The following is a 23,183-nucleotide window of genomic DNA, read 5'->3' on the forward strand; positions in this document are numbered from 1 at the left end:
GTCAGCGGCGACAGTCCGAGCAGGTGCCGTAGATCTCGATGGTGTGGCTGACATCGGAGAACCCGTGTTTGGTCGCCACTTCGGCCGCCCATGCCTCGACCTCATGGTCACCGACCTCGACCGTCGACCCACAACTGCGGCACACCAAGTGGTGGTGATGGTGTTCGGAGCAGCGCCGGTACACCGATTCGCCGGTGTCGTTGCGCAGGGTGTCGAGCATGCCCGCTGTGGCCATCGACTGCAGTGTCCGGTAAACGGTGGTCAGTCCGATGTTCTCGCCGCGCCGCCGCAACTCGTCGTGCAGCTCCTGAGCGGAGCGGAAATCGTCGAGGGTGTCCAGCAGGCTCGCGACCGCCGCGCGCTGCCGGGTGGAGCGCACGCCCGCCTTGGTTTCGTCGGCGGCCGCGCTCATCGGCGCCGCTCCTCAGCATCGCTGCGCTCTGCATCGTCGCTGGCGCGGCTCACGGCTTGTCCTCGCCGGCATGGGCGACGGCGTCGACCACGATATGCGCCAAATGGTGGTCGGCCAGCCGGTAAAGGACTTCGCGTCCAGACCGTTCCCCGGCAACCACGCCCGCGGCTTTGAGGATCTTCAAGTGCTGGCTGACCAGCGGCTGCGGGACGCCCAGCGCATCGACCAGCTCATGCACGCAGCGCTGGGACACGTGTAGCTGCAGCACGATAGCGATCCGCACCGGGGCTGCCAGCGCGCGCAACAGCTCACCGGCGGCGTCGAGAATCTCCCGCGGCGGCGGCGAGGGCAGCTCGGCAGAGTCGCTGTGCTGGTGTTCGCTCACCAGTTCGTCGCCGCCGGCTGTGGTTGAAGGTAAGAGAGACATACTGCTCCCACTGTCACATGCATGATCACGCATGTCAAAGAACGCCGGGTCGATCGTTACGATGACGGATTGTCCGCTCGAAGCATAGGAGTCATCACCTCGTGGCGTCCGTCATCGACACCGTCGTCAACCTCGCCAAACGACGTGGCCTGGTCTATCCCGCCGGCGAAATCTACGGCGGCACCAAGTCGGCGTGGGACTACGGGCCGCTGGGCGTGGAGCTCAAGGAGAACATCAAACGGCAGTGGTGGCGCACGGTGGTCACCGGCCGCGACGACGTGGTCGGCCTGGACTCCTCGATCATCTTGCCGCGCGAGGTGTGGGTCGCCTCCGGGCATGTCGAGGTTTTCCACGACCCGCTGGTGGAGTGCCTGAACTGTCACCACCGGCATCGTCAGGACCACATGCAGGAGGCCTACGCACTCAAGAAGGGCAAAGGCGAGGCGGCCGTCGAGCCAGATTCAGTGCCGATGAGCGAGATCGTCTGCCCCGACTGCGGCACCAAAGGCCAGTGGACCGAGCCGCGCGAATTCAACATGATGCTCAAGACATATCTCGGCCCGATCGAGACGGAGGAGGGTCTGCACTATCTGCGGCCCGAGACCGCGCAGGGCATCTTCGTCAACTTCGCCAATGTGGTGACGACCGCTCGCCGAAAGCCACCGTTCGGTATCGGTCAGATCGGCAAGAGCTTCCGCAACGAGATCACGCCGGGCAACTTCATCTTCCGCACCCGCGAGTTCGAGCAGATGGAGATGGAGTTCTTCGTCGAGCCGGCGACCGCACGCGAGTGGCACCAGTACTGGATCGACACCCGGCTGGCCTGGTATGTGGAGCTCGGCATCAACCCCGAAAACCTACGGCTCTTCGAGCACCCCAAAGACAAGCTTTCGCATTACTCCGACCGCACTGTCGACATCGAGTACAAGTTCGGTTTCTCGGGCAACCCGTGGGGTGAACTCGAGGGGGTCGCCAACCGTACCGACTTCGACTTATCCACGCATGCAAAGCATTCCGGAGTCGACCTGTCTTTCTACGACCAAGTCAACGACACCCGCTACACGCCCTATGTGATCGAACCGGCGGCGGGGCTGACCCGCTCGTTCATGGCGTTCTTGGTCGACGCCTACCACGAGGACGAAGCGCCCAACGCCAAAGGCGGCGTGGACAAACGGACCGTGTTACGACTCGACCCGCGGCTGGCGCCGGTGAAAGCGGCGGTGCTGCCGCTGTCGCGGCATGCCGACCTGAGCCCCAAGGCACGCGATCTGGCCGCCGAGTTGCGCAAGTACTGGAACGTCGAGTTCGATGACGCCGGTGCGATCGGGCGGCGTTACCGACGTCAGGACGAGATCGGCACACCGTATTGCGTGACGGTGGATTTCGACTCGCTCGACGACCACGCCGTGACGGTCCGTGCTCGGGACGCCATGACGCAGGAGCGGGTGGGCATCGATGCGGTGTCCGACTATCTGGCCTCGCGGCTGCGGGGCTGCTAAAGCGTGCAGCGACCGATGGAAAAAATTTTCGCGATTTCCAACACTATTGGTCACACGATCAATATCATGGTGACCGTCGACGCGACGGCTCACTAGGGCGTGGTGAGCTGTCGCGTCCACCATTTTATGCAGAACTCGTTGCTTCTAGAACCGGCCACCGCCGCCCATGAAGCCGCCATCGGAGCCCGAGCCGCCGAACGACGTCGGGCCCCAGCCGCCGCCGAATCCGCCTCGCATGGCGCCACCGAGCATGTCGCCGATGATGATTCCACCCATCATTGCGCCGGTGTGGTCGCCGTTGCCGTAGCGCGCCGTGTACGCGCGCTGAGCGGACTGGACGTCGGCCTCGGCCAGCGACTGGGCCTGCGCGGCCAGCGATGCGGCGCGGTTGGCATGGGTGATCGCTTCGTTCAGGTCGCTGGTCTTCTTGTCCTGCGCCGCTTGGATTTGCCGACTCGCCTCCGCCAGTCGGGTACGCGCCTCGGGTCCGACGCTGCCGCGACGGTTGTCGATGTATTCGGACACGGCGTGCACGCGGGACTGCGCGGTGAACAATGACTGCTCCAACGTCCGGTTGAGCCGCTCGGCGGCTGCCTGCTCCTCGGCGACGGTGGCCAGCAGCCGATTCAAGTCGGCGTTGGCCTTGGCCAATCCGGTGAACGAGCCGAGTGGATCGGATGAACCGGTGCTGCGGGCGGTGTCGAGCGCCGTGGCCGCCGTGCGGCGGGCACTGGCCAGATCGCGCAGATGCGGCGCCTTGGCTCGTTGCGCGCTCTGCACCGCGGTGTCGGCATGCTCGATGCCGGACTGGATGTCGGCAATCAGGGTCGGCAGTGTGGCGACCGCGTGCCGGATGTCGGTGGCGGCGGTGTCGACTGCGTCAAGCAGCGAGCGGGCTTGTCCCAGCGATGATTCCGCGGCATGTACGGCGTCGACGAGACCGCTCTGCTCGCCGCTGACCGGCCTGGCCGACAGGTCGCGGGCCCGGCTGAGGTTCTGGTCTGCGAAGGCCAGCCGGTCTTTGGCAGTCGCCACGTTGGTGGCCACCGAAGCCAGTGCGGCAGAGTCGAATTCGCTATGCAACTCGGTCATTCGTTCTTCAGCGGGATCGATGCGTGCGGTCAGCTCGACGACCTGTTGAGTCAGGGCGTCCAGGCGCGCCGGCGCGTTGACCACCAGGTCGCGCATCTCTTCGAATCCGTCCCGCTGCGACTCCAGTTCTCGATCGGCCCGCGATGCGGCGACGATGACCTCGGTCAGCAGCTCGCGCCGCTGTGCCCGGGTTTCGGGGATCGCATCATCGAGTTGCTGACGCACTGTGAACGCTTGAGCCAGAGCTGCTTTGGCGTTGTCCACCGCGCGGGTGAACGGCGCGGTTCGCTGTTCGCCGAACTCCTCGATCGTCAGCGCGAGCTCGTTGGCGCTGGTGCGCACGGCGTTGTCGACGTCGACGACTTTCCACCGCGACAGGTCGTCGAGGGCACCCAACGACAACCCTGCCAACGCATCCGGGTCGGTGGCGTCGACCCGTTTCGCCGCGGCCAGTTCGGCGGCACGCCTGCGACGGCGCCGATAACGGGTGAACACATACAAGGCCACCACCGCGACCAGGATCACGCCCAGACCGATCAGCAGCGGCGCGCTGCTTGGTGGCTGCGGGCCCCGGTCGAGCCCGTTGGCCGCCGCGATCGCGGCGCCGGCCCAGTCGCCGCGGCGCAGCGCGGGTTCAATCTGGTTGCGCCGCAAATCGTCGACCTGACTGGCGCTGATCGTCTGCACTCGGCGCGGAACCCGGAACGCATAGGAACGATCGACGGTCGCCACGGCGAGTATCGCGTCGAAATCGCCCAGATCGCTTGCGGCTTGGGTGTTCTCCGTCCAGCTCACCGCCGGTTGTCCGGAGAAGTCGGTGACGAAGACCACCCACAGCTGGATGTGGCGATCGGAGTACAGCTTGCCGGCGGCCGACTGAACAGCCGAGCGGGCTGAGCCATTCAACGCCCCGGCGTTGTCGGTGAGATAGCCGGCGAGCCGGAACGGCGGCTGAGCCGTGGCCGATGGTGCTGCCATGAGTGCAGTAATCAGCATCACCATGAACACGGCGACCGAGCGGAGGGTGGTCATGTTCGCCAATCTAGCCTCGCAGCGAGCCGGGTCCCATGGTTGCCGGCTGTTGCGCGGCGCCGGTGCTCGCTACTGGCAGACTGTGCGTCGATGACCCAGCACGGCCCCTACGACGACTTCGACCGCCAGCGGGTGGTGGCCGAGGCGCCGAAGACTGCGGGATTGCCGGGCAGCGATGCTCAGCGCCGCACCGACTTCGCCCGGGATCGTGCCAGGGTTCTGCATTGCGCCGCGCTGCGTCGGCTCGCGGACAAGACTCAAGTCGTCGGGCCGCGGGAAGGGGACACTCCGCGTACCCGGCTGACCCATTCGCTGGAGGTCGCCCAGATCGGGCGGGGCATGGCGATCGGATTGGGCTGCGATCCCGACCTCGTCGACATGGCCGGGTTGGCCCACGACATCGGCCACCCGCCTTACGGCCACAACGGCGAACAGGCCCTCAACGAGGTCGCGGCGGCGCACGGTGGCTTTGAGGGAAACGCGCAGAACTTCCGGATCTTGACCATCCTGGAGCCCAAAGTCCTTGACCAGCAAGGCCATAGCGTCGGCCTGAATTTGACCCGGGCGGGGCTGGATGCGGTCACCAAGTATCCCTGGGAGCGACGCCGGGATCAACGCAAGTTCGGCTTCTACGACGTCGACCGCGCGGCCGCCGCCTGGGTGCGCGACCGGGCTCCGGCAAACCGGCCCTGCCTGGAGGCCCAAGTGATGGACTGGGCCGACGACGTCGCCTATTCGGTGCACGACGTGGAGGACGGTGTCGTGTCCGGACGGATCGACCTTCGTGTGCTCGCCGACGAACACGAAGCCGCCGCGCTTGCCATGCTCGGCGAGCGTGATTTCGCCGGAGTCCGCGCCGACGACCTGGCCGCGGCCGCACATCGGCTGTCGGGGCTGCCGGTGGTCGCCGCGGTCGGAAAATACGATGCCACGCTGTCGGCCGCAGTGTCGCTCAAGCGGATGACCAGTGAGCTGGTCGGCCGGTTCGCTTCGGCGGCGATTGCGGCCACTCGCGCGGTCGCCGGACCTGATCCGCTCGCCCGCTACCAGGCCTACCTGTCCGTGCCCGAGGTGGTACGTGCCGAGGTTGCCCTGCTCAAGACGCTGGCATTGCAGTTCATCATGTCCGACCCGCGACACCTGGAAATCCAGGCCCGACAACGGGAACGCATCCATCGGGTGGCGGACGGGTTGCTGGCCGGGGCCCCCAACACCCTGGACCCGGTTTTCGTCCCCGCCTTCAACGCCGCCGCTGACGACGGCGGGCGGCTACGGGTGATCGTCGACCAGATCGCCTCCTACACCGAGGGACGGGTGGAACGTATCGAGACCGCTCAGGCCTGAGCCACGGTTAGGGTCGTGGACATGGTCAAGTCCTCGCTCGTCATCGCCACAATGTCCATTGCCGCACTCAGCGCGTGCAGCTCTCACCAGCCGTCGTCCACCGCGAGCTCGACCAGTGCCGCGGCGGGCGCGCAAACTCTGAGCACTGAATTGCACACGGCCGATGGTCGGTCGGTGGCGACCGCCACTTTCGAATTCGCCAACGGCTATGCCACCGTCACCGTGAAGACCACCGCGGAGCACATCCTGACGCCGGGATTTCACAAAATGCACATCCACGGTGTCGGCAAGTGCGAGCCGAACTCGGTCGACCCGATGATGGGCGGTGCCCCCGGCGACTTCCTGTCGGCCGGCATGCATTACCAGGCGCCCGGGCACACGGGCGAGCCGATGAGCGGGGATCTCACGTCGCTGGAGGTGCGCCAGGACGGTGCCGCCTACCTGGTGACCACCACCGACGCGTTCACCAGGGACGATCTGCTGGCCGGCAGCAAAACAGCGCTGTTGTTGCATGGCGCTGAGCACAGTCCCGACGCCGAGAAGCGATTCGCGTGCGGCGTGATCGGCACCGGCTGATCCCGGCGGGTCGCTTCGGGCATCGTCGCCGGGGGGCGGCTCTACACTAGGCCGATGGCCGGCCGTATCTCCGATCGCGATATCGCGGCCATCCGCGAAAGAGTCCGCATCGAGGACGTCGTCGGCGACTACGTCCAACTGCGCAGGGCGGGCGCGGATTCGATGAAGGGCCTGTGCCCGTTTCACGACGAGAAGTCGCCGTCGTTCCATGTGCGACCCAACCACGGCCACTTTCACTGCTTCGGCTGCGGCGAAGGCGGCGACGTGTATGCCTTCGTCCAGAAGATCGAACACGTCAGCTTCGTGGAGGCCGTCGAACTGTTGGCCGACCGGATCGGGCACACGATCAGCTACACCGGAGCCGCGGCGACCAACGTGCAGCGCGACCGGGGGAGTCGCAGCCGGCTGATCGCCGCCAACGCCGAGGCGCTGGCGTTCTATGCGGCGGCGCTGGAATCGCCGGAGGCCCAGCCTGCGCGAAAGTACTTGACCGAGCGGAACTTCGACGGTGACGCCGCGCGCCACTTCGGCTGCGGCTTTGCGCCGTCGGGCTGGGATTCGCTGACCAAGCACCTGCTGCGCAAGGGGTTTGAGTTCAAAGAGCTCGAGGCTGCGGGCCTGTCGCGGGAGGGCCGTCGTGGCCCGATGGATCGATTCCACCGCAGGCTGCTGTGGCCGATCCGGTCCTCGGCCGGCGAGGTGATCGGGTTCGGGGCGCGACGGCTGTTCGACGACGATCCGATGGAAGCCAAGTACGTCAACACGCCAGAGACGTTGCTGTACAAGAAGTCTTCGGTGCTGTTCGGTATCGATCTGGCCAAGCGTGAGATCGCCAAGGGACATCAGGCCGTCGTCGTCGAGGGCTACACCGACGTGATGGCGATGCACCTGGCCGGGGTGGCGACGGCGGTGGCATCCTGCGGCACCGCGTTCGGCGACGAACACCTGGCGATGCTGCGCCGACTCATGATGGATGACAACTTCTTTCGCGGCGAGCTCATCTACGTGTTCGACGGCGACGAGGCGGGTCGGGCAGCCGCGCTCAAGGCGTTCTCCGGCGAGCAGCAATTGGCCGGCCAGTCGTTCGTCGCGGTCGCGGCCGACGGCATGGACCCGTGTGATCTGCGGCTGGCGTCCGGTGACGGCGCACTGCGCGATCTGGTGGCACGACGAAGTCCGTTGTTCGAGTTCGCTATTCGTACGACACTGAACGACATCGATTTGGAAAACGCGGAGGGCCGGGTGTCCGCGTTACGCCGTTGCGTGCCGATCGTCGCCCAGATCAAGGACCCGACCCTGCGTGACGAGTATGCGCGACAACTGGCCGGCTGGGTCGGCTGGTCAGACGTCGCACAAGTCATCGGCCGGGTGCGCGAAGAAGCGAAACACCCCACGGCGCAAGGGCGCGACAAATCACGTCGTCCCGTCAGCACGCAGGCTGAGGCCGGAGCGCGGACGCTGGCCGCGCCTCGCCCCGATCCCAAGGACCCGACGCTGTGGCCGCAACGCGAGGCGCTCAAGTCGGCGCTGCAATACCCGGCGTTGGCCGGGCCGGTGTTCGACGCGCTCACCGTCGAGAGCTTCACCCATCCCGGTTACGCCGCGGTGTGCATGTCGATCGAAGCGGCCGGCGGCGCCGCAACCGGTGTCGGCGGGGCGGAATGGCTTGACACGGTGCGGCAAAAGGCGCCGTCGCCGGCTGCGGCCGGGTTGGTCACCGAGCTTGGCGTCGAGGCGATCCGGGTCGACGACGACGAGAAGCTGCCGCGCTACATCTCCGGCGTCTTGGCACGTCTGCAGGAGGTCTGGGTCGGCAGGCAGATCGCGGAGGTCAAGTCCAAATTGCAGCGGATGTCGCCGGTGGAGCAGGGCGACGAGTACCACGCGCTGTTCGGCGATCTGGTCGCGATGGAGGCCTATCGACGCAGCCTGCTGGAGCAGGCCAGCGGCGACGGCCTCACCGCCTGACGGTGCCGCGTCAGCGTGCGGTTTGCGGCCGCTGCGGCTCGACCACGCTGATCGCGTCGTCGATCTCGGACAGCGTCACCATCCGCGCGTCCGGCGAGACGCGATTGGCGACCTTGCGCCGTCCCGCTTCGATCAGCGACTTAGCGGCGGGGCTGCTGGTCAGGGCGCGGTAGGTGCCGACGATCTGCTCGTAACGGCGCCGTCCCGCCTTCGTGCCCAACACATAGCCCAGTCCCAGCACGACGACGTATCGGATCAAAACGGTCCCTCCCGAGATTGGCGCTTCTGCGCCCATCCTGCCCCATACTCGCGGGGTGGTGCCCGCCGGCGGGCCCTCAATCTGGTTGGGCGTGCGCACGCCGGTACGCTAGAGTCATCCAGCGATCCGCGCCGATGTGCACGCGGACACCAGGCAGTCCCCTGTAGCTCAATTGGCAGAGCATTCGGCTGTTAACCGAAGGGTTGGTGGTTCGAGTCCACCCGGGGGAGCAAGCCCTCTAGCGACTCGGACCTAAACCCGGGAACGGCGAAGAACTTTTGGTCGGCGTGCTCGACTTGTTCAAGTAGTCCGGGCAGTAGGCGCTCGATGCCAGTGCAGCGAATTTCATCGCGCCGCCGGAATTCAATCCCGGGTTGAGCAGGCTCAACTTGCTGATCACGTCCTGTTCGGAGGTACCCGCGTTCATCATGTCGCAGGCCATCCGGCCGGCCGCGATGGCGCTCGACCCGTTGTTGTACGTCATGCCCGCGTTGTTGAGTGAGTCGAGGAAGGTCGCGTCCGCAGCCGGATTGTCAGGCACGCTCGGCGGGGGCGGGTCGGCCTGGGCCGGCACGGCCAGCCCGACCATGGTGGCGACGGTGGCAAGCACAAGAGGCAGTCGCATCACCTCATTGTCTGCCAGATCGGCGCGGTTGTCCTGTCGACAATCCTGGCCGCGGGATCGGAGTGGGGGTTGGATGGAGTCTGTGACAACAGTGGAGTCGCGATCTGAGCCGGTCGCGGAAAGCTCAATCACCTGGGCCGACGGCGCGTTGCTGGCCATTGACCAGCGCCTGTTGCCGGGGGAGCTGCGCTGGCTGCGGATCACCACGGTCGACGAGGTCATCGACGCGATCAAGGCCCTGGCCATCCGCGGAGCGCCCGCACTCGGCGTGGCCGGCGCCTTCGGGGTGGCGCTGGCGGCCTACACCCATCCCGGCGATGCCGACACGACAACGTCGGAAGCGGCGCGGATCGCGTCGGCCCGGCCCACCGCAGTGAATCTGGCCTGGGGTGTACGGCGAGCGCTGGCCACGCTGCCGGCGGGGCCGGATGCGGTGCTCGCCGAGGCGCGGCAGATGCTGGCCGAGGACGCCCTAGTCAATCGGATCTGCGCCGCCCATGCCGCCGACCTGGTGCTGCGGCTGTGTCCCGATCGGCCGTTGCGGGTGCTCACGCACTGCAACACCGGCCGGCTGGCCACCACTGCTTACGGCACCGCACTGGGCGCGGTGCGGGTGTTGCACGACCGCGGCAAGGTCGCCGAGGTACTGGTCGACGAGACACGACCGCTGTTGCAGGGAGCCCGGCTGACCGCGTGGGAGCTGGCCGAGGCCGGTATCGCGCATCGGCTGACGATCGACTCCGCGGCGGCCTGGGCGATGGCCACCGGACAGGTCGACTGCGTGATGGTCGGCGCAGACCGCATCGCCGCCGATGGTTCGGTCGCGAACAAGATCGGCACTTACGCGTTGGCAGTGGCTGCGCACCGGCACGGCATCCCATTCATCGTCGTCGCACCGGAATCGACACGTGACATCGCGACGGCGACGGGAGCCGAGATCGTCGTCGAGGAGCGGGCGGCGGCCGAAATCACCCATGTCGGCGGCATTGCCACCGCACCGCACCGTACCGACGTTTTCAATCCCGCGTTCGATGTCACACCCCCGGACCTGATCACCGCTGTGGTTACCGAAAACGGTCCCGTTGGCGAGCCGAATAACGCTGTGGGACAGCGTATTTGCGAAATCTCCCGAAGCCTATACGCGCGCGGCTGGATGCCCGGTACGGCAGGCAACATCTCGGTACGTACCGGGCAGACGGCGACGATCACCGGCAGTGGGCTGTCCAAGGGCGAACTCACCGCCGACGACATGGTGACGGTGACTGTCGCCGACTCACAACCGGTGTCGGGCAGCCGCCGGCCGTCGGCAGAGACGGCCATTCACACCGCGATCTACCGGGCCACCGACGCCGATGCCGTGGTGCACGTCCATGCACCGCACGCGACCGCCCAAACGGTCGGTGCATCAAAGACTTTGACGTTCAGCGGCTACGAGCTGATCAAAGGCCTGGGTACGACGCAGACCATCAGCGTCCCGGTCTTCACCAATCACGCCGACGTCGCACGCATCGGCGACGACATCGAACAGCACCTGAGAGAGCATCCCGAAGCTCCGCCGGTACTGTTCATCGCCGGCCACGGAATCACCGCGTGGGGCGCCGATCTCACGCAGGCCCGCGATCGGGTCGAATGCCTGGAAGCCATCTGCGAGCTGGTGACGCTGACCGGGCGTCGCGAGATAGGGGTCGAATGACACTGCTACAGGTGATGGCCGACGACAATGCCGCTCAGGTACGGCTGCGCACCGACGACGTCAGCCTGATCGGCGCCGAACTGCTCACGCGGGACATCGTTTTCGACCGCTTGCCGATTGCGACGGACCTCAACGCGAGCCAGCCGCTGGAACGCATATTGGCCGAGCACGCCGACCAGGTTGCGGTGATCAACTTCGACGACCGCTACCGGCATATCGACGTGGCCGCGGTACAACCCGACCGCACTGACCCCGGCTGGCACGCGACGGCGGCCGCGGCGCGCTCGAAATTCCTTGCCGAACATCACCACGCCGAAGACGAAGTGCGCTTCTTCATCGCGGGCCGCGCCTGCTTCTATCTACATCTCGAACCGGAAGTCTTCGCGGTGGTCTGCGAAAGCGGCGACCTGATGACGGTGCCGGCGGGCACCCGGCACTGGTTCGACATGGGCTCAGAACCCGACTTCGCGGCGATCCGGTTTTTCGAGCAAGAGGACGGCTGGATCGGCCACTTCACCGGCGATGCGATCGGAGCAAGCTTTCCGACGCTCGATCAGCTCGTTGCGACGTGATCGCAGCGGTCGTCATCGACATCGAAGGCACCACCAGCCCGACCAGTTCGGTACGCGACGGGCTCTACGGCTACACCCGCGGACAGCTAGGACAGTGGCTGGCTGACAACATCGGCGGAGCCGCGGATTCGGTGATCGCCGAAACGCGCGAACTGGCTGGGCGGCCGGGCGCCGCGACTGCCGAGGTAGCGGAAATCCTCCGTCAATGGCTGGATTCCGACGTCAAAGCCGGACCGTTGAAAACCGTACAAGGCCTGATCTGCGCAGCGGGCTTTCGCGCCGGCGTATTGCACGGCGAATTCTTCGACGACGTCCCGGCGGCGCTGGCGGCCTGGCATGACGCGGGTATCGGGCTGCATGTCTACTCATCGGGTTCGGTTCGCAATCAACAGGATTGGTTCGGCTATGCTCGCGGAGACGAACTGGCGTCGCTGATCAGCGGCTGGTTCGATCTGGCCAATGCGGGCGGCAAGCGTGAAAGCTCCTCGTATGCAATGATTGCCCGGACGATCGGCGTGGCATCGGATCGAATCCTCTTCCTGTCCGACCATCCCGATGAACTTGACGCAGCCGCCGCGGCCGGCTGGTCGGTGCTGGGAATCCACCGGCCCGGTGAACCGAATTCCCCGCGTCCGCCGCATCGATGGATCACCTCGTTCGACGAAGTCGACCTGCCAGGTCGGTGACCGCGCCTGCCACCAGGCACGTCTTGAACTCACGGTGATTTCAAATTGCCGGGAAACGCCGCCGCCGGGAAACTCCTTCTAGGCAACTGTCAACAGGTGTTGGGAGCGGAACTCGATGATCTTCACGCAGCACTACCTGGACTGCTTGTCACAGGGGTCGTACCTGATCGGGGATGAGAGCACCGGCAAAGCCGTGGTCGTCGACCCCCGCCGCGATATCGACGCCTATCTGGCCGAAGCTGCCGAAAATGGACTGCAGATCGACCGGGTCATCGAAACGCACATTCACGCCGACTTCCTGACCGGGCATCTGGAGTTGGCGGCCGCGACCGGCGCGCAGATCTGCTACAGCCAAGACGCCGAACTCGAGTTCCCGGTTGAGTCTTTGCCAGACGGTCAGCGAATCTCGTTGGGAGAAGTCACTTTAGAGATTCTCGCGACACCGGGTCACACGCCCGAGTCGATATGCATCGTCGTGTATGAGCACCCTGGCGACGAGGTGCCCTACGGCGTGCTCACCGGCGACACGCTGTTCGTCGGGGACGTCGGGCGTCCTGATCTGCTATCCGGCGGCGGCCTGTCAGCGGACTCATTGGCGCGATCGCTCTACGAGTCGTTGCACGACAAACTGTTGAAGCTGCCCGATGCCACTCGGGTATTTCCTGCCCACGGCGCCGGATCGGCGTGTGGCAAGCAGATATCCAGCGATACCAGTTCGACGATCGGCGACCAGCGCCGCGACAACTATGCGCTACAACTTCCCGACGTCGACGCATTTGTTGGCGCGATCACCGAGGGTCAGTCACCGCAACCGCGCTACTTCGCGTTCAACTCGGTGCGCAATCGCGAGCAGCGCCCGCTGCTCGACGGCAACGCGCCGTCCTTACTGGGAATCGAGGGAGTGTGGCGGCACGCGGCGGTGGGGGCGATCCTGCTGGATACCCGAGAGCAGGCCGAGTACGCCCGCGGTCACCTGCGCGGTGCCGTCAACGTCGGCCTGCAGGGAAGATTCGCGGAAAACGCCGGTCAGGTATTTCCGCCCGACCGCGACATCATCCTTGTCGGCGCCAGAGAGCTCGCGCAGGAATCCAAGACCCGACTGGCCCGCGTGGGGCTTGACCGCGTCATCGGCCAATTGGACGACTTGGCAGGTGTTTTCGCACGATCCCCGCATATGGTCGAGACCGCTGCACGCTTCACCCCCGAGCAGCTCGCCGAACTGCTGAACCTCGAACCCGCTCTGCAGGTGGTGGACGTGCGCAACCCGGGGGAGACGGAGGACGGCATCGTTCCGGAGGCTCAGGAGATCCCGCTGCCGACGCTCACCGATTCGTTCGAAAGCCTCGATCGCTCAGCGCCGGTGGTCACGTATTGCGCCAGCGGGTACCGCTCACTGGTGGCCGCCGGCGTGCTGCGGGCCGCGGGCTTCGAGAACGTCGGCGACCTGGTCGGTGGATTCGGTGCGTGGCAGGACGCCGGAATGCCGATCAGATAGAGAAGTCTTCGCCATGCCACACGCCGGCTTCGGGCGGCCGGATGACGCGGCCGGTGTGCGGTGTGTCGCCCTGGGATTCGAGCCTGGCCACTCTGGTGAGTAGGGACTGCAGGCTGACGCCCACCAGGTCGGGCATCATCGAGTCGTCACCGCCATTCGGCTTGGCGCGGCTGATGGCCTGTCCGGGCACGCCGACGACCACGGCGCTGGACGGTACTTCTTTGACCACGACGGCGTTCGCACCAATCCGGCTGTCGTCGCCGATCTTGATCGCGCCGAGCACTTTGGCTCCGGCGCCGATGGTCACCCGGTCGCCGATGGTCGGATGACGTTTTCCGGTGTCGTTGCCGCTACCGCCGAGGGTGACGCCGTGATAGATCGTGACGTCGTCGCCCACTTCCGCAGTTTCCCCGATCACCACACCGGTTGCGTGGTCGATGAACAAGCCGGTGCCCAGGATGGCTCCCGGATGGATATCGACGCCGGTCAGAATGCGGGTGATCTCCCCGATAGTGCGGGCGGACACCTTGGCGCCGCGTCCCCACAGCCAATGGCTGACCCGGTGGCCCCAGATGGCGTGCACCCCGGGATAGGCGAAGACGACCTGCAGCGTGCTGGGGGCGGCCGGATCGCGTTCCTTCGCCGCCCGTATGTCGTCCCGGAACGCTGCGAGCATGGCTAGTCGGCCGCGTCACCGAATAGCGGTGTGCTCAGATACCGCTCGCCGAAGTCGGGCAGGACGACGACCACGAGTTTGCCTGCGTTCTCGGGCCGGCGGGCCACTTGCAGCGCCGCCACCGTGGCCGCACCCGAGGAGATGCCGACCAGCAGGCCCTCTTCTCGGGCCAACCGGCGAGTCAGGTTGACCGCGTCGTCGTTGCCGACGGTGATGATCTCGTCGACCAGATCCAGGTCGAGCACCGGCGGGATGAACCCGGCGCCGATCCCCTGGATCGGGTGCGGTCCCTTCTTGCCGCCGGACAGCACCGGCGACGCGGCCGGCTCCACGGCCACGAACTGCACCGAGGGCTTGCGTTCCTTGATCACCTCAGCGACACCGGTAATGGTGCCACCGGTGCCGACACCCGCCACGAAAATGTCGATCTTCCCCTCGGTGTCGCGCCAGACCTCCTCCGCGGTGGTTTTGCGGTGGACGGCCGCGTTCGCCGGGTTTTCGAACTGTTGGGGGATGAAATACCGCTGATCGGTCTTGGCCAATTCCTCGGCTTTGGCGATTGCGCCGGGCATGCCCTCGGCACCCGGGGTCAGGATGAGTTCGGCACCGTAGGCGAGCAGCAACTTCCGCCGCTCGACGCTCATCGTCTCGGGCATGGTCAACACGAGCCGGTAGCCCCGTGCCGCGGCCACCTGCGCCAGCGCGATGCCGGTGTTTCCGCTCGTCGGCTCGAGGATGATGGTGTCCGGGTTGATCAGGCCCGCTTCTTCGGCCGCGTCGATCAGGGCCAACCCGAGGCGGTCCTTCACGCTGTTGGCCGGGTTGAAGGATTCCAGCTTGGCGACAACGTCGGCGCCCGCGCCGTCGGTGACTCGGTTCAACCGGACCAGCGGTGTATTTCCGATCAGTTGTGTGACGTCTTCGGCAATGCTCATTTACCTTCGCTCCAACGATCGTCGATCAAAGTTCGTCGGCCTCCCACCTTATGTCGAACTCTATGGCCGTGTCGGTGGGGATGGCTAGCGCAACGGGGGTAAACCGTTGTGCCGCCCCGTCCAACGCCACCCCGGTCAACACGCGTCCGCGCAGATCGCCGGGAGTTTTCGCGGTCAGTGTCGCCGCCGACGTGCCGGGCGCGCGACGGAGGTAGAAATCGGTCCCCGGTTCAACGGTGTCAATCGAAAAACCGTCGGCGTCAACGAGATCGTGCCCGTCCGATGCGGTCAGCGTCAGCGCGGTTGCCACCCGAAAGGGTCCGATGAGCTCGGAATCGGCGACGGCGTCGACATCGACGAGTGCGTTCTCAATCGCGTCGCCTCGCGTTGTGCCACCAACTGTGTGCGCCCCGTTGAGCAGATAGTTGTACAGGTGCACAACCTTGTCGGTGTTGCGATAGTGCCGGGCGCCGGTCAGCCAGAAACTGACCCGCCCGATTTTGGGCGTACCGGTCTCTGACGTGGTGATCAACCGGTAATAGCGATAGCCGCGCCCGCCGCGGCCGTGGCTGCTGGTCGATAGCGTGCTGCCCTCACCCAGCGTGCGTTGGTAGCTGCCTGCGTCGCTGCCGGTGGTCAGCAGCGATCCCGAAACATCCTGCCATACAACGCCATTGACGGATTTCTGCAGTCTCAGCTCGGCGGCGGCGCCGGACTCGGTCCACACCGAGTAGCCGCCCAGCTGAGGTTCGCCGTCGAATTCGTAGGTGGTGACCGCTCCACGTGCGCGGCGCACGGCGACCGGCACGTTGAGCGGTCGGGTGTCTAAGGCCAGCCCGTTGGTCAGGTACCAGATCGCGGCCTGGGTGGCGGCGATCGCCTCGTGTTCGCTGATGTTGGATGGCCCGATCGAATAGCCGGCCGCGCGCACCCGTTGGCTCAGCTCAGTAGTGGGCAGCAGCGGGAACGAGTTTCGCAGGATCCAGTCGACCTCAGCTTCTGTGCCCGACGCCCGCAGGTGAGGCAGCTCCGACCACGTCCCGGGCAGATAGCGCGACGGGTGGTGTGGCGCGACGCCGGTGAAGTCCAGCGAGTAGGCGGGCACGTTGGGATTGAGCCGAATCAGGTCGGTGCGTGCCCAGTTCCCGTCGGTGAAAACGATTTTGTCCACCGTGTGCGAATAAGTGCCGCCGCGGTAGCGGGTCATCGGTGTCAGTTCGATGGCCGGCCGGACCGCGACGCGGCTTTTGGTCGCGACCCGTGCCGCCGTACGGCGGGCTGAAAACAAGATTGTCATCGTTGCTTGGTCTTCCCGAAAGACTTTGGAGCGGTGCGCAATTCGATTCCGCCAAGCAGGCGGGAATCATTACCCCGATGCGGGGAAGCGCGAGGATTTCTACAGCGTCAGAGAGCGTCCGGAAATCAACGACAACAACAGCAACAACAGTGCACGGCGAGGCAGCGCGACGGGACAAAGCGCGGCGGTGCGGCGTGTTGCATAGCGCCACTATAGGGCATGATCTGATGCGGGCCGTTCGTCCGAAGATTCCCGCACTCCGGCGGGAAAAAAATCAGGCTGAGTTTTACACTTGCCACGGCTCGGTGCGGAGCCTTCGGCGCGTCGGCCTGTGCGGCCCGGCACCGATCAGCACTCGACGACGGAAGGACCACGATGACGTCGGCTCAGAACGAGTCACAGGCACTTGGCGATCTTGCTGCCAGGCAGCTGGCTAATGCGACCAAGACTGTTCCCCAGCTTTCCACCATTACGCCGCGCTGGCTGCTGCATCTGCTCAGCTGGGTGCCGGTGGAGGCGGGCATCTACCGCGTCAACCGGGTGGTCAACCCCGAGCAGGTGGCGGTCAAGTCCGAAGAGGGTGCGGGCTCCGAAGGGCCGCTGCCCGAGACGTACGTCGACTACGAGACCAACCCGCGCGAATACACGCTGCGAACGATCGCCACGCTGCTCGATATCCACACCCGGGTTTCCGACCTCTACTCCAGCCCGCACGACCAGGTCACCCAGCAGCTGCGGCTGACCATCGAGACCATCAAGGAGCGCCAAGAGTTCGAGCTGGTCAACAGCCCTGAGTACGGTCTGCTGGCCCAGGCCACGCCCGAGCAGACAATTCAGACGCTCGCCGGTCCGCCCACGCCCGACGACCTTGACGCACTGATCACCAAGGTGTGGAAGACGCCGAGTTTCTTCCTGACCCACCCGCTCGGTGTCGCGGCATTCGGGCGTGAAGCCACCCGTCGTGGAGTGCCGCCGGTGGTCGTCAGCCTGTTCGGCGCGCAGTTCATCACCTGGCGGGGCATCCCGATCATCCCGTCGGACAAGGTGCCGGTGGAGAAGAGCAAGACCAAGTTCATCCTGGTACGCACCGGTGAGGAGCGGCAGGGCGTGGTGGGGCTGTTCCAGCCCGGCCTGGTCGGCGAGCAGGCTCCGGGTTTGTCGGTGCGGTTCACCGGCATCAACGAATCGGCGATCGCCCGTTACCTGGTGACGCTGTACACCTCGCTGGCCGTGCTCACCGACGACGCGCTCGCCGTTCTCGATGGCGTTGCTGTGGACCGATTCCATGAGTACAAGTGAGCACCGCGCGGTAGACGCCGAAAGCGACTTGCCCCTCAGCGCTGCCGAGCTTTCCGCGCTGGCCAGCCAGTTGTACGCGGCCAGTATCCGGCCGAGTTTCGACAGTCCGCCGCAATCCGCGCCGGTTGCCCCCAGGGGTAACGCGCCGGACACCACGGCAGTCGCCTCGGCAGGTCAGACGGCTGCCGGCTCGGCGGATCAGTACCCGGTGCCGGTTCCGCTGCTCGGTGTTTCCGACGTCTACCTGCCCGCTCCGACATCCCCGGAACCCGAGCCGCCGCCACAGATGGTGCCGGTGGCCCCGCGGGGCACCGTGCCGGATGCGACGGCAGCGCCGTCAGCCGCGGCGACTACCGGGGGTGTCGCAGATCCCTACCTGCCGCCGGCCGATCTCAGTGCGTTTGCAGTGCCGACCGAAGGGATCGTCCCGACGCTGCCCGGGGTGCTGGCCGCAGCGACGCCCACTGTCCCGGTGGCTCCGCGCGGATCGGCGCCGGCGTGGCCGGCAGATGCGCCGTCGGTTCCCGAGCTGGGTTGGTTCGACGGCGTGCACACCGACCCGGACACGCCGGCCGGCGACGAGAGCAATTATCACTTCTTGACCGCCGCCGACCCGGTGCCGGTGTTACCGGATGAGCACGAGGTGTTCGACGTCACCGCGGTGCGGGCGGATTTCCCGATCCTCAAAGAGGTCATCCACGGAAAGCCACTGATCTGGTTCGACAACGCGGCCACCACTCAAAAGCCGCACGTGGTGATCGATCGGCTGGTGACGTTCTACTCCCACGAGAACTCCAACATCCACCGTGCCGCGCACGAGTTGGCGGCGCGGGCGACCGACGCCTACGAGGAGGCTCGCGATACCGTCGCCGAATTCATCGGCGCGCCAAGCTCTGAGAACATCGTGTTCGTTCGCGGCACCACCGAGGCCATCAACCTGGTGGCACACGCGTGGGGCGGCAAGCATCTCCAGCCCGGCGACGAGATCGTCATCACCCATTTGGAGCATCATGCCAATATCGTTCCTTGGCAGCTGATTTCGCAGAAGACCGGTGCGATCCTCAAGGTGGCTCCGATCGATGATGCAGGCAACCTGTTGTTGAACGAGTTCGAAGACCTGCTGGGCCCGAGGACGAAACTCGTTGCGGCCAGCCAGGTGTCGAATGCGTTGGGCACCGTGGTCCCAGTCGACAAGATCGTCGAGCTGGGTCACCGTTACGGAGCTCGGGTACTGATCGACGGCGCCCAGTCGGTCCAGCACATCCCGGTCGACGTCGCCGAACTCGGTGCGGACTTCTTCGTGTTCTCCGGCCATAAGATATACGGCCCCACCGGAATTGGTGCGCTCTACGGCACCGAGGAGGCGCTGACCGAGACGCCGCCGTGGCAGGGCGGCGGTCACATGATCGCCGACGTCACCCTGGAACGGTCGCTCTATCAGGGTCCGCCGACCAAATTCGAAGCCGGTACCGGCAACATCGCCGACGCGGTCGGACTCACCGAGGCGCTGCGCTACGTGCGGCGGCTGGGAATCGACCGGATCGCCGCCTACGAGCATGCGCTACTGGAATATGCGACGCCGCGGTTGGCCGACATCCCCGGAGTGCGACTGGTGGGCACCGCGACGGAGAAGGCCAGCGTGCTGTCGTTCGTGCTGGCGGGTCACGATCCGCTCGAGGTGGGCAAGGCGCTCAACGCCGAAGGTATCGCGGTGCGCGCCGGCCATCACTGCGCGCAACCGGCGCTGCGGCGGTTGGGGCTGGAGGCGACGGTGCGCCCGTCGTTCGCCTTGTACAACACCTTCGAGGAGATCGACGTCTTCCTCAACGCGGTGCGCCGGATCGCCGAAGGTGGCACCAACGTCGGCTAGTTCACATTTCTTCTAGCTGATTCGAACTATCCCGCCGCGGGCTGTCGATCCGTAAATTTACGACGTGGTCTGTGTGTGCAGGCGGGCAGCGGCATTGATGCCGCGCGCTTGCACGCGCGCATACCCACAGATTGCAGGGTGATTCCAAAACTTCCCCTTAGGCAGAGGAGCGCGATGACGTGCATCGTGAGACGGCAGAGCGAGCAAACTCGATGAACGCCGCTGCCATCGCCGTGACCTCAACAATCGCAGGGGAGTCAGTCCTGTTCAAGGCAGAATATCCGAGCGGCTGGACGACCCGTCCGGTGCGACGCGGTGGGTCCGATGAGCAAACTAGCCCAGCTGTAAGGTCATGGTCGTCGTCACGCCGGTCCGACCTTCGGTGGAGCGGATAGCCGGTGCCAGGTAGATCTGCAGGGCCGACGATTGCGGGAATCGACTGGTCCAAGCCCGCGAGTGGAATCGGCGATTTCGTGGTTCTGGCCGGCGAAACGTTCGCTGCCGCCTTCCGTCGCCCCTTCGCGTTGCGCGAGCTCATCGAGCAGATTTGGTTCGTGGCCCGGGTGTCCATTGTTCCGACGCTCGTGCTCTCGATCCCCTACACCGTCCTGATCGTCTTCACGCTGAATATCGTGCTGATCGAAGTGGGCGCCGGCGACCTGTCCGGCGCCGGGGCCGCGCTGGCCTCGGTCACCCAGGTGGGGCCGGTGGTCACCGCAATCGTGGTCTCCGGCGCCGGCGCCACCGCAATGTGCGCGGACTTGGGTGCCCGAACGATTCGTGAAGAGATCGACGCGATGAAGGTCATCGGCGTCAACCCCGTTCAGGCACTGGTAGTGCCCCGGGTCATCGCCGCGACATTCGTTGCGCTGCTGCTGTATTCAGCGGTTGCCGTGGTGGGCCTCACCGGCAGCTATTTCTTCGTGGTCTACGTGCAGCACGTCACGCCGGGGGCGTTCATCTTCGGCATGACGCTGCTGACCGGCCTGCCGCAGGTGATCGTATCACTGGTCAAGGCAATGCTTTTCGGGCTTTCGGCGGGTCTGATCGCGTGCTACAAGGGCTTGTCCGTGGGCGGCGGACCGATCGCGGTGGGCAACGCCGTCAACGAGACCGTGGTGTTCGCCTTCATGGCCTTGTTCCTGATCAACATCTTGGCCACTGCGTTCGGCGTGAAGGTGGCACCATGACCGGCCGGCGGGAGCGGGTTTCATGACGACGGCCGAAGAAGACGAGAGGTACATACCCGGCCGCGAGGTCCTGCGTCGCGTTGTCGAGGCGATCCGCAGCCTGGGCGAGCAGACGGTGTTCTACGGCAACGCACTGGGTTCCACCGTCGACGCCGTCCGACGGTATCCGGGTGAGGTGCTGCGGCTGATCGCCGTCCTGGGAATGGGTACCGGGGCGCTCGCCGTCATCGGCGGCACGGTGGTCATCATCGGATTTCTGACGCTGACCACCGGCGCGCTGATCGCCGTGCAGGGCTACAACACGTTGTCCAACGTCGGGATCGAGGCTCTCACAGGGTTTTTGGGAGCGTTCCTCAATGTCCGCTTCATCGCGCCGGCGACAGCGGGCGTGGCGCTGGCTGCCACCATCGGCGCCGGCGCAACCGCGCAACTCGGGGCCATGCGGATAAACGAGGAAATCGACGCGTTGGAGTCGATGGCCATCCGGCCGATCACCTACCTGGCGTCCACCCGCATCGTGGCGGGCGTGCTCGCGGTCATTCCGATCTACACCGTCGCGGTGCTGATGTCGTTCCTGGCCACCCGTTTCGGTACCACGATCATCTACGGGCAGTCGCGGGGCGTGTACGACCACTACTTCTCGTCGTTCCTGCACCCGACCGACCTGTTGTGGTCGTTCACCGAGGCGCTCGCGATGGCCGCTGCGGTGATGGCGGTGCACACCTATTACGGCTACACCGCGACCGGCGGTCCGGCCGGTGTCGGCGAGGCAGTCGGTCGTGCGGTGCGGTCCTCGATCACCGCAGGCGTTTTCATTCTGTTGACCATCACGCTGTCGGTGTACGGACAGTCCGGCAATTTCCACTTGTCGGGGTGACGGGATGAGCCAAGAGCACCGGCGGCGCCGGGGAATTGATCCGATCTGGTGGGCACCGGTACTGGTGCTGGTGGTCGTGGCGGTCAGCACGCTGACCGCGATGGCGTTCGAGGGAACTTTGCGGACGACCGTTCCGCTCACGGTGATTTCCGATCGGGCCGGTCTGGTCATGGAGGACGACGCGAAGGTGAAGCTGCGCGGCGTCCAGATCGGTGAAGTGGCAAAAGTCGTGTCCTACGCTGATTCGGCCGGCGCGAACCTTTCGAAGCTGAAGCTAAAAATCTATCCGAACGAATTCCGCTACCTGCCCAGCAATATCGAGGCGGAGATCAGGTCCAGCACCGCGTTCGGAGCGAAGTATGTCGACCTCGTCGTCCCTGCAGAAGGCGCCAGCCATCGCGAATTGGCCAAAGGCGCTGTGCTGCATAGCCGCAACGTGACCGTTGAGGTCAACACAGTGTTCGAAAACTTGCAGTCGATCGTCCGCTCGATCGACCCGGCGAAGCTGAACGGTGTGCTGTCGGCATTGGCCGAAGGTTTCCGCGGCAAGGGTGAGCGCATCGGTGAGGCGATCACCGAAGGCAACAAGGCCCTGCTGGCAGTGAACCCGAAGCAAGCGACCATCCGGAAGGACTGGCAGCTGTTCGGCAAAACCGTCGAGGCCTATTCGGTTGCGGCGCAGGATATCTTGTCGACTCTTGATTCGTTCTCGACGACCAGCGTAACGATCACCAAGAACAAAAAAGCGCTCAACGAGCTGCTGCTGGACGCAATCGGCTTCTCGAACGCCGGAATCAACACCATCGGCCGAAATGAGCAGAACCTGGTCAGCGCAATCAACCTGGTGGCGCCGACCTTCGAGCTGCTGAACAAATATTCACCGACCTACACCTGCACATTCCAGGGCGCCGTGTGGTACCTGGAGAACGGCGGTCGAGCTGCCATGGGGGGCAACGGCAAGTCCCTCATGATCGACGGCGGACTGCTTTTCGGCGACGACCCGTACCGCTATCCCGATAACTTGCCCATCGTGCAGGCCAAGGGTGGGCCCGGAGGCAAGCCGAGTTGTGGTTCCTTGCCTGACGCGAGCGCGAACTTCCCGGTGAAGTATCTGGTTACCGACACCGGATTCGGCACCGGGCTGGATATCCGGCCGAACCCCGGCATCGGTTTCCCCGGCTACGTCAACTACTTCCCGGTCACCAAGGGCACGCCCCAGCCACCGCTGATCCGCTACCCTGGCGGTCCGGCGCCGGGCCTGGCGCCCGCCTACCCCGGACAACCGCCGTCCGGTGCGCCTGACTACGCCGGCGCTGCCACACCGCCGGTCCCGCCCGCACCGCCATCGCCCTAAGTCAC

21 protein-coding genes and 1 tRNA gene are annotated in these 23,183 nt (G+C 65.6%); 14 read left to right on the forward strand and 8 right to left on the reverse strand.

Annotation, left to right across the window (positions count from 1 at the left end):
• Window position 1 precedes the first annotated feature (1 nt).
• Window positions 2–412 (reverse strand): Fur family transcriptional regulator, encoded by a 411-nt coding sequence (locus tag VGG53_RS18975; protein WP_331519633.1) that lies wholly within the window; start codon window positions 410–412, stop codon window positions 2–4.
• 49 nt (window positions 413–461) lie between these two features.
• Window positions 462–839, reverse strand: coding sequence for a metalloregulator ArsR/SmtB family transcription factor (locus VGG53_RS18980; RefSeq protein ID WP_331519634.1), 378 nt, complete (start codon window positions 837–839; stop codon window positions 462–464).
• A gap of 68 nt (window positions 840–907) precedes the next feature.
• Here VGG53_RS18980 and VGG53_RS18985 point away from each other — a divergent pair, with 68 nt between their 5' ends.
• Entirely contained in the window at window positions 908–2,338 is a 1,431-nt protein-coding gene (locus tag VGG53_RS18985) for a glycine--tRNA ligase (protein ID WP_331519684.1), read from the forward strand.
• Between the two features lie 144 nt (window positions 2,339–2,482).
• On the opposite strand, the gene VGG53_RS18990 is transcribed toward VGG53_RS18985, so the two are convergent.
• The gene (locus VGG53_RS18990; RefSeq protein WP_331519635.1) at window positions 2,483–4,462 is read right to left on the reverse strand and encodes a TPM domain-containing protein; all 1,980 of its coding nucleotides are present in this window, start codon (window positions 4,460–4,462) and stop codon (window positions 2,483–2,485) included.
• Window positions 4,463–4,552: 90 nt separating this feature from the next.
• On the opposite strand from VGG53_RS18990, the gene VGG53_RS18995 reads away from it, so the two are divergent.
• Genes VGG53_RS18995 through dnaG form a run of 3 tightly spaced genes read left to right on the forward strand, consistent with a single transcriptional unit; the run spans window position 4,553 to window position 8,350 of the window.
• Window positions 4,553–5,806 (forward strand): deoxyguanosinetriphosphate triphosphohydrolase, encoded by a 1,254-nt coding sequence (locus VGG53_RS18995; protein WP_331519636.1) that lies wholly within the window; start codon window positions 4,553–4,555, stop codon window positions 5,804–5,806.
• A gap of 21 nt (window positions 5,807–5,827) precedes the next feature.
• Window positions 5,828–6,382 (forward strand): superoxide dismutase family protein, encoded by a 555-nt coding sequence (locus VGG53_RS19000; RefSeq protein WP_414689001.1) that lies wholly within the window; start codon window positions 5,828–5,830, stop codon window positions 6,380–6,382.
• Between the two features lie 54 nt (window positions 6,383–6,436).
• Complete coding sequence (gene dnaG / locus VGG53_RS19005) at window positions 6,437–8,350, forward strand: DNA primase (protein WP_331519637.1); 1,914 nt, start codon at window positions 6,437–6,439, stop codon at window positions 8,348–8,350.
• A 10-nt stretch (window positions 8,351–8,360) separates the two neighbouring features.
• Here dnaG and VGG53_RS19010 read toward each other — a convergent pair whose 3' ends face one another.
• Complete coding sequence (locus VGG53_RS19010; RefSeq protein ID WP_331519686.1) at window positions 8,361–8,609, reverse strand: hypothetical protein; 249 nt, start codon at window positions 8,607–8,609, stop codon at window positions 8,361–8,363.
• 157 nt (window positions 8,610–8,766) lie between these two features.
• On the opposite strand from VGG53_RS19010, the gene VGG53_RS19015 reads away from it, so the two are divergent.
• A tRNA-Asn gene (locus VGG53_RS19015) sits at window positions 8,767–8,839 on the forward strand.
• A gap of 8 nt (window positions 8,840–8,847) precedes the next feature.
• Here the strand turns inward: VGG53_RS19015 and VGG53_RS19020 are convergent.
• Window positions 8,848–9,234, reverse strand: coding sequence for a DUF732 domain-containing protein (locus VGG53_RS19020; RefSeq protein WP_331519638.1), 387 nt, complete (start codon window positions 9,232–9,234; stop codon window positions 8,848–8,850).
• A gap of 82 nt (window positions 9,235–9,316) precedes the next feature.
• Between VGG53_RS19020 and mtnA the strand changes: the two genes are divergently transcribed.
• The 4 genes from mtnA (at window position 9,317) to VGG53_RS19040 (ending at window position 13,680) form a co-directional block, all read left to right on the forward strand.
• A complete protein-coding gene (mtnA, locus tag VGG53_RS19025) occupies window positions 9,317–10,927 on the forward strand; it encodes an S-methyl-5-thioribose-1-phosphate isomerase (protein ID WP_331519639.1) in 1,611 nt (536 codons plus the stop codon).
• Complete coding sequence (locus tag VGG53_RS19030) at window positions 10,924–11,499, forward strand: 1,2-dihydroxy-3-keto-5-methylthiopentene dioxygenase (RefSeq protein ID WP_331519640.1); 576 nt, start codon at window positions 10,924–10,926, stop codon at window positions 11,497–11,499. Before mtnA ends, VGG53_RS19030 begins: the two co-directional genes overlap by 4 nt.
• Entirely contained in the window at window positions 11,496–12,185 is a 690-nt protein-coding gene (mtnC, locus tag VGG53_RS19035) for an acireductone synthase (protein WP_331519641.1), read from the forward strand. Before VGG53_RS19030 ends, mtnC begins: the two co-directional genes overlap by 4 nt.
• Before the next feature lie 115 nt (window positions 12,186–12,300).
• Complete coding sequence (locus VGG53_RS19040; RefSeq protein WP_331519642.1) at window positions 12,301–13,680, forward strand: MBL fold metallo-hydrolase; 1,380 nt, start codon at window positions 12,301–12,303, stop codon at window positions 13,678–13,680.
• Here VGG53_RS19040 and cysE read toward each other — a convergent pair.
• The 3 genes from cysE to VGG53_RS19055 are packed head-to-tail and all read right to left on the reverse strand — an operon-like array spanning window position 13,673 to window position 16,588.
• On the reverse strand, window positions 13,673–14,356 hold the full coding sequence (gene cysE, locus VGG53_RS19045; RefSeq protein WP_331519643.1) for a serine O-acetyltransferase: 684 nt from the start codon (window positions 14,354–14,356) through the stop codon (window positions 13,673–13,675). The genes VGG53_RS19040 and cysE overlap by 8 nt on opposite strands.
• A gap of 2 nt (window positions 14,357–14,358) precedes the next feature.
• Window positions 14,359–15,291 (reverse strand): cysteine synthase A, encoded by a 933-nt coding sequence (cysK, locus tag VGG53_RS19050; RefSeq protein WP_331519644.1) that lies wholly within the window; start codon window positions 15,289–15,291, stop codon window positions 14,359–14,361.
• A 25-nt stretch (window positions 15,292–15,316) separates the two neighbouring features.
• A complete protein-coding gene (locus tag VGG53_RS19055; protein WP_331519645.1) occupies window positions 15,317–16,588 on the reverse strand; it encodes a TQXA domain-containing protein in 1,272 nt (423 codons plus the stop codon).
• 375 nt (window positions 16,589–16,963) lie between these two features.
• On the opposite strand from VGG53_RS19055, the gene VGG53_RS19060 reads away from it, so the two are divergent.
• The 5 genes from VGG53_RS19060 (at window position 16,964) to VGG53_RS19080 (ending at window position 23,178) form a co-directional block, all read left to right on the forward strand.
• The gene (locus tag VGG53_RS19060) at window positions 16,964–17,887 is read left to right on the forward strand and encodes a family 2A encapsulin nanocompartment shell protein (protein ID WP_331519646.1); all 924 of its coding nucleotides are present in this window, start codon (window positions 16,964–16,966) and stop codon (window positions 17,885–17,887) included.
• Window positions 17,874–19,757, forward strand: coding sequence for a family 2A encapsulin nanocompartment cargo protein cysteine desulfurase (locus VGG53_RS19065; protein WP_331519647.1), 1,884 nt, complete (start codon window positions 17,874–17,876; stop codon window positions 19,755–19,757). Before VGG53_RS19060 ends, VGG53_RS19065 begins: the two co-directional genes overlap by 14 nt.
• Window positions 19,758–20,191: 434 nt before the next feature.
• A complete protein-coding gene (locus VGG53_RS19070) occupies window positions 20,192–20,947 on the forward strand; it encodes an MlaE family ABC transporter permease (protein WP_414689004.1) in 756 nt (251 codons plus the stop codon).
• Window positions 20,948–20,969: 22 nt separating this feature from the next.
• Entirely contained in the window at window positions 20,970–21,824 is an 855-nt protein-coding gene (locus tag VGG53_RS19075) for an ABC transporter permease (protein WP_331519648.1), read from the forward strand.
• A 4-nt stretch (window positions 21,825–21,828) separates the two neighbouring features.
• Window positions 21,829–23,178 carry an MCE family protein gene (locus VGG53_RS19080; protein WP_331519649.1) on the forward strand — a complete coding sequence of 450 codons (1,350 nt, stop codon included), beginning with the start codon at window positions 21,829–21,831 and terminating at the stop codon, window positions 23,176–23,178.
• The last annotated feature ends 5 nt before the right edge of the window (window positions 23,179–23,183 follow it).

Origin of the sequence: Mycobacterium sp. (assembly GCF_036490025.1) — a bacterium.
GTDB lineage: Bacteria > Actinomycetota > Actinomycetes > Mycobacteriales > Mycobacteriaceae > Mycobacterium.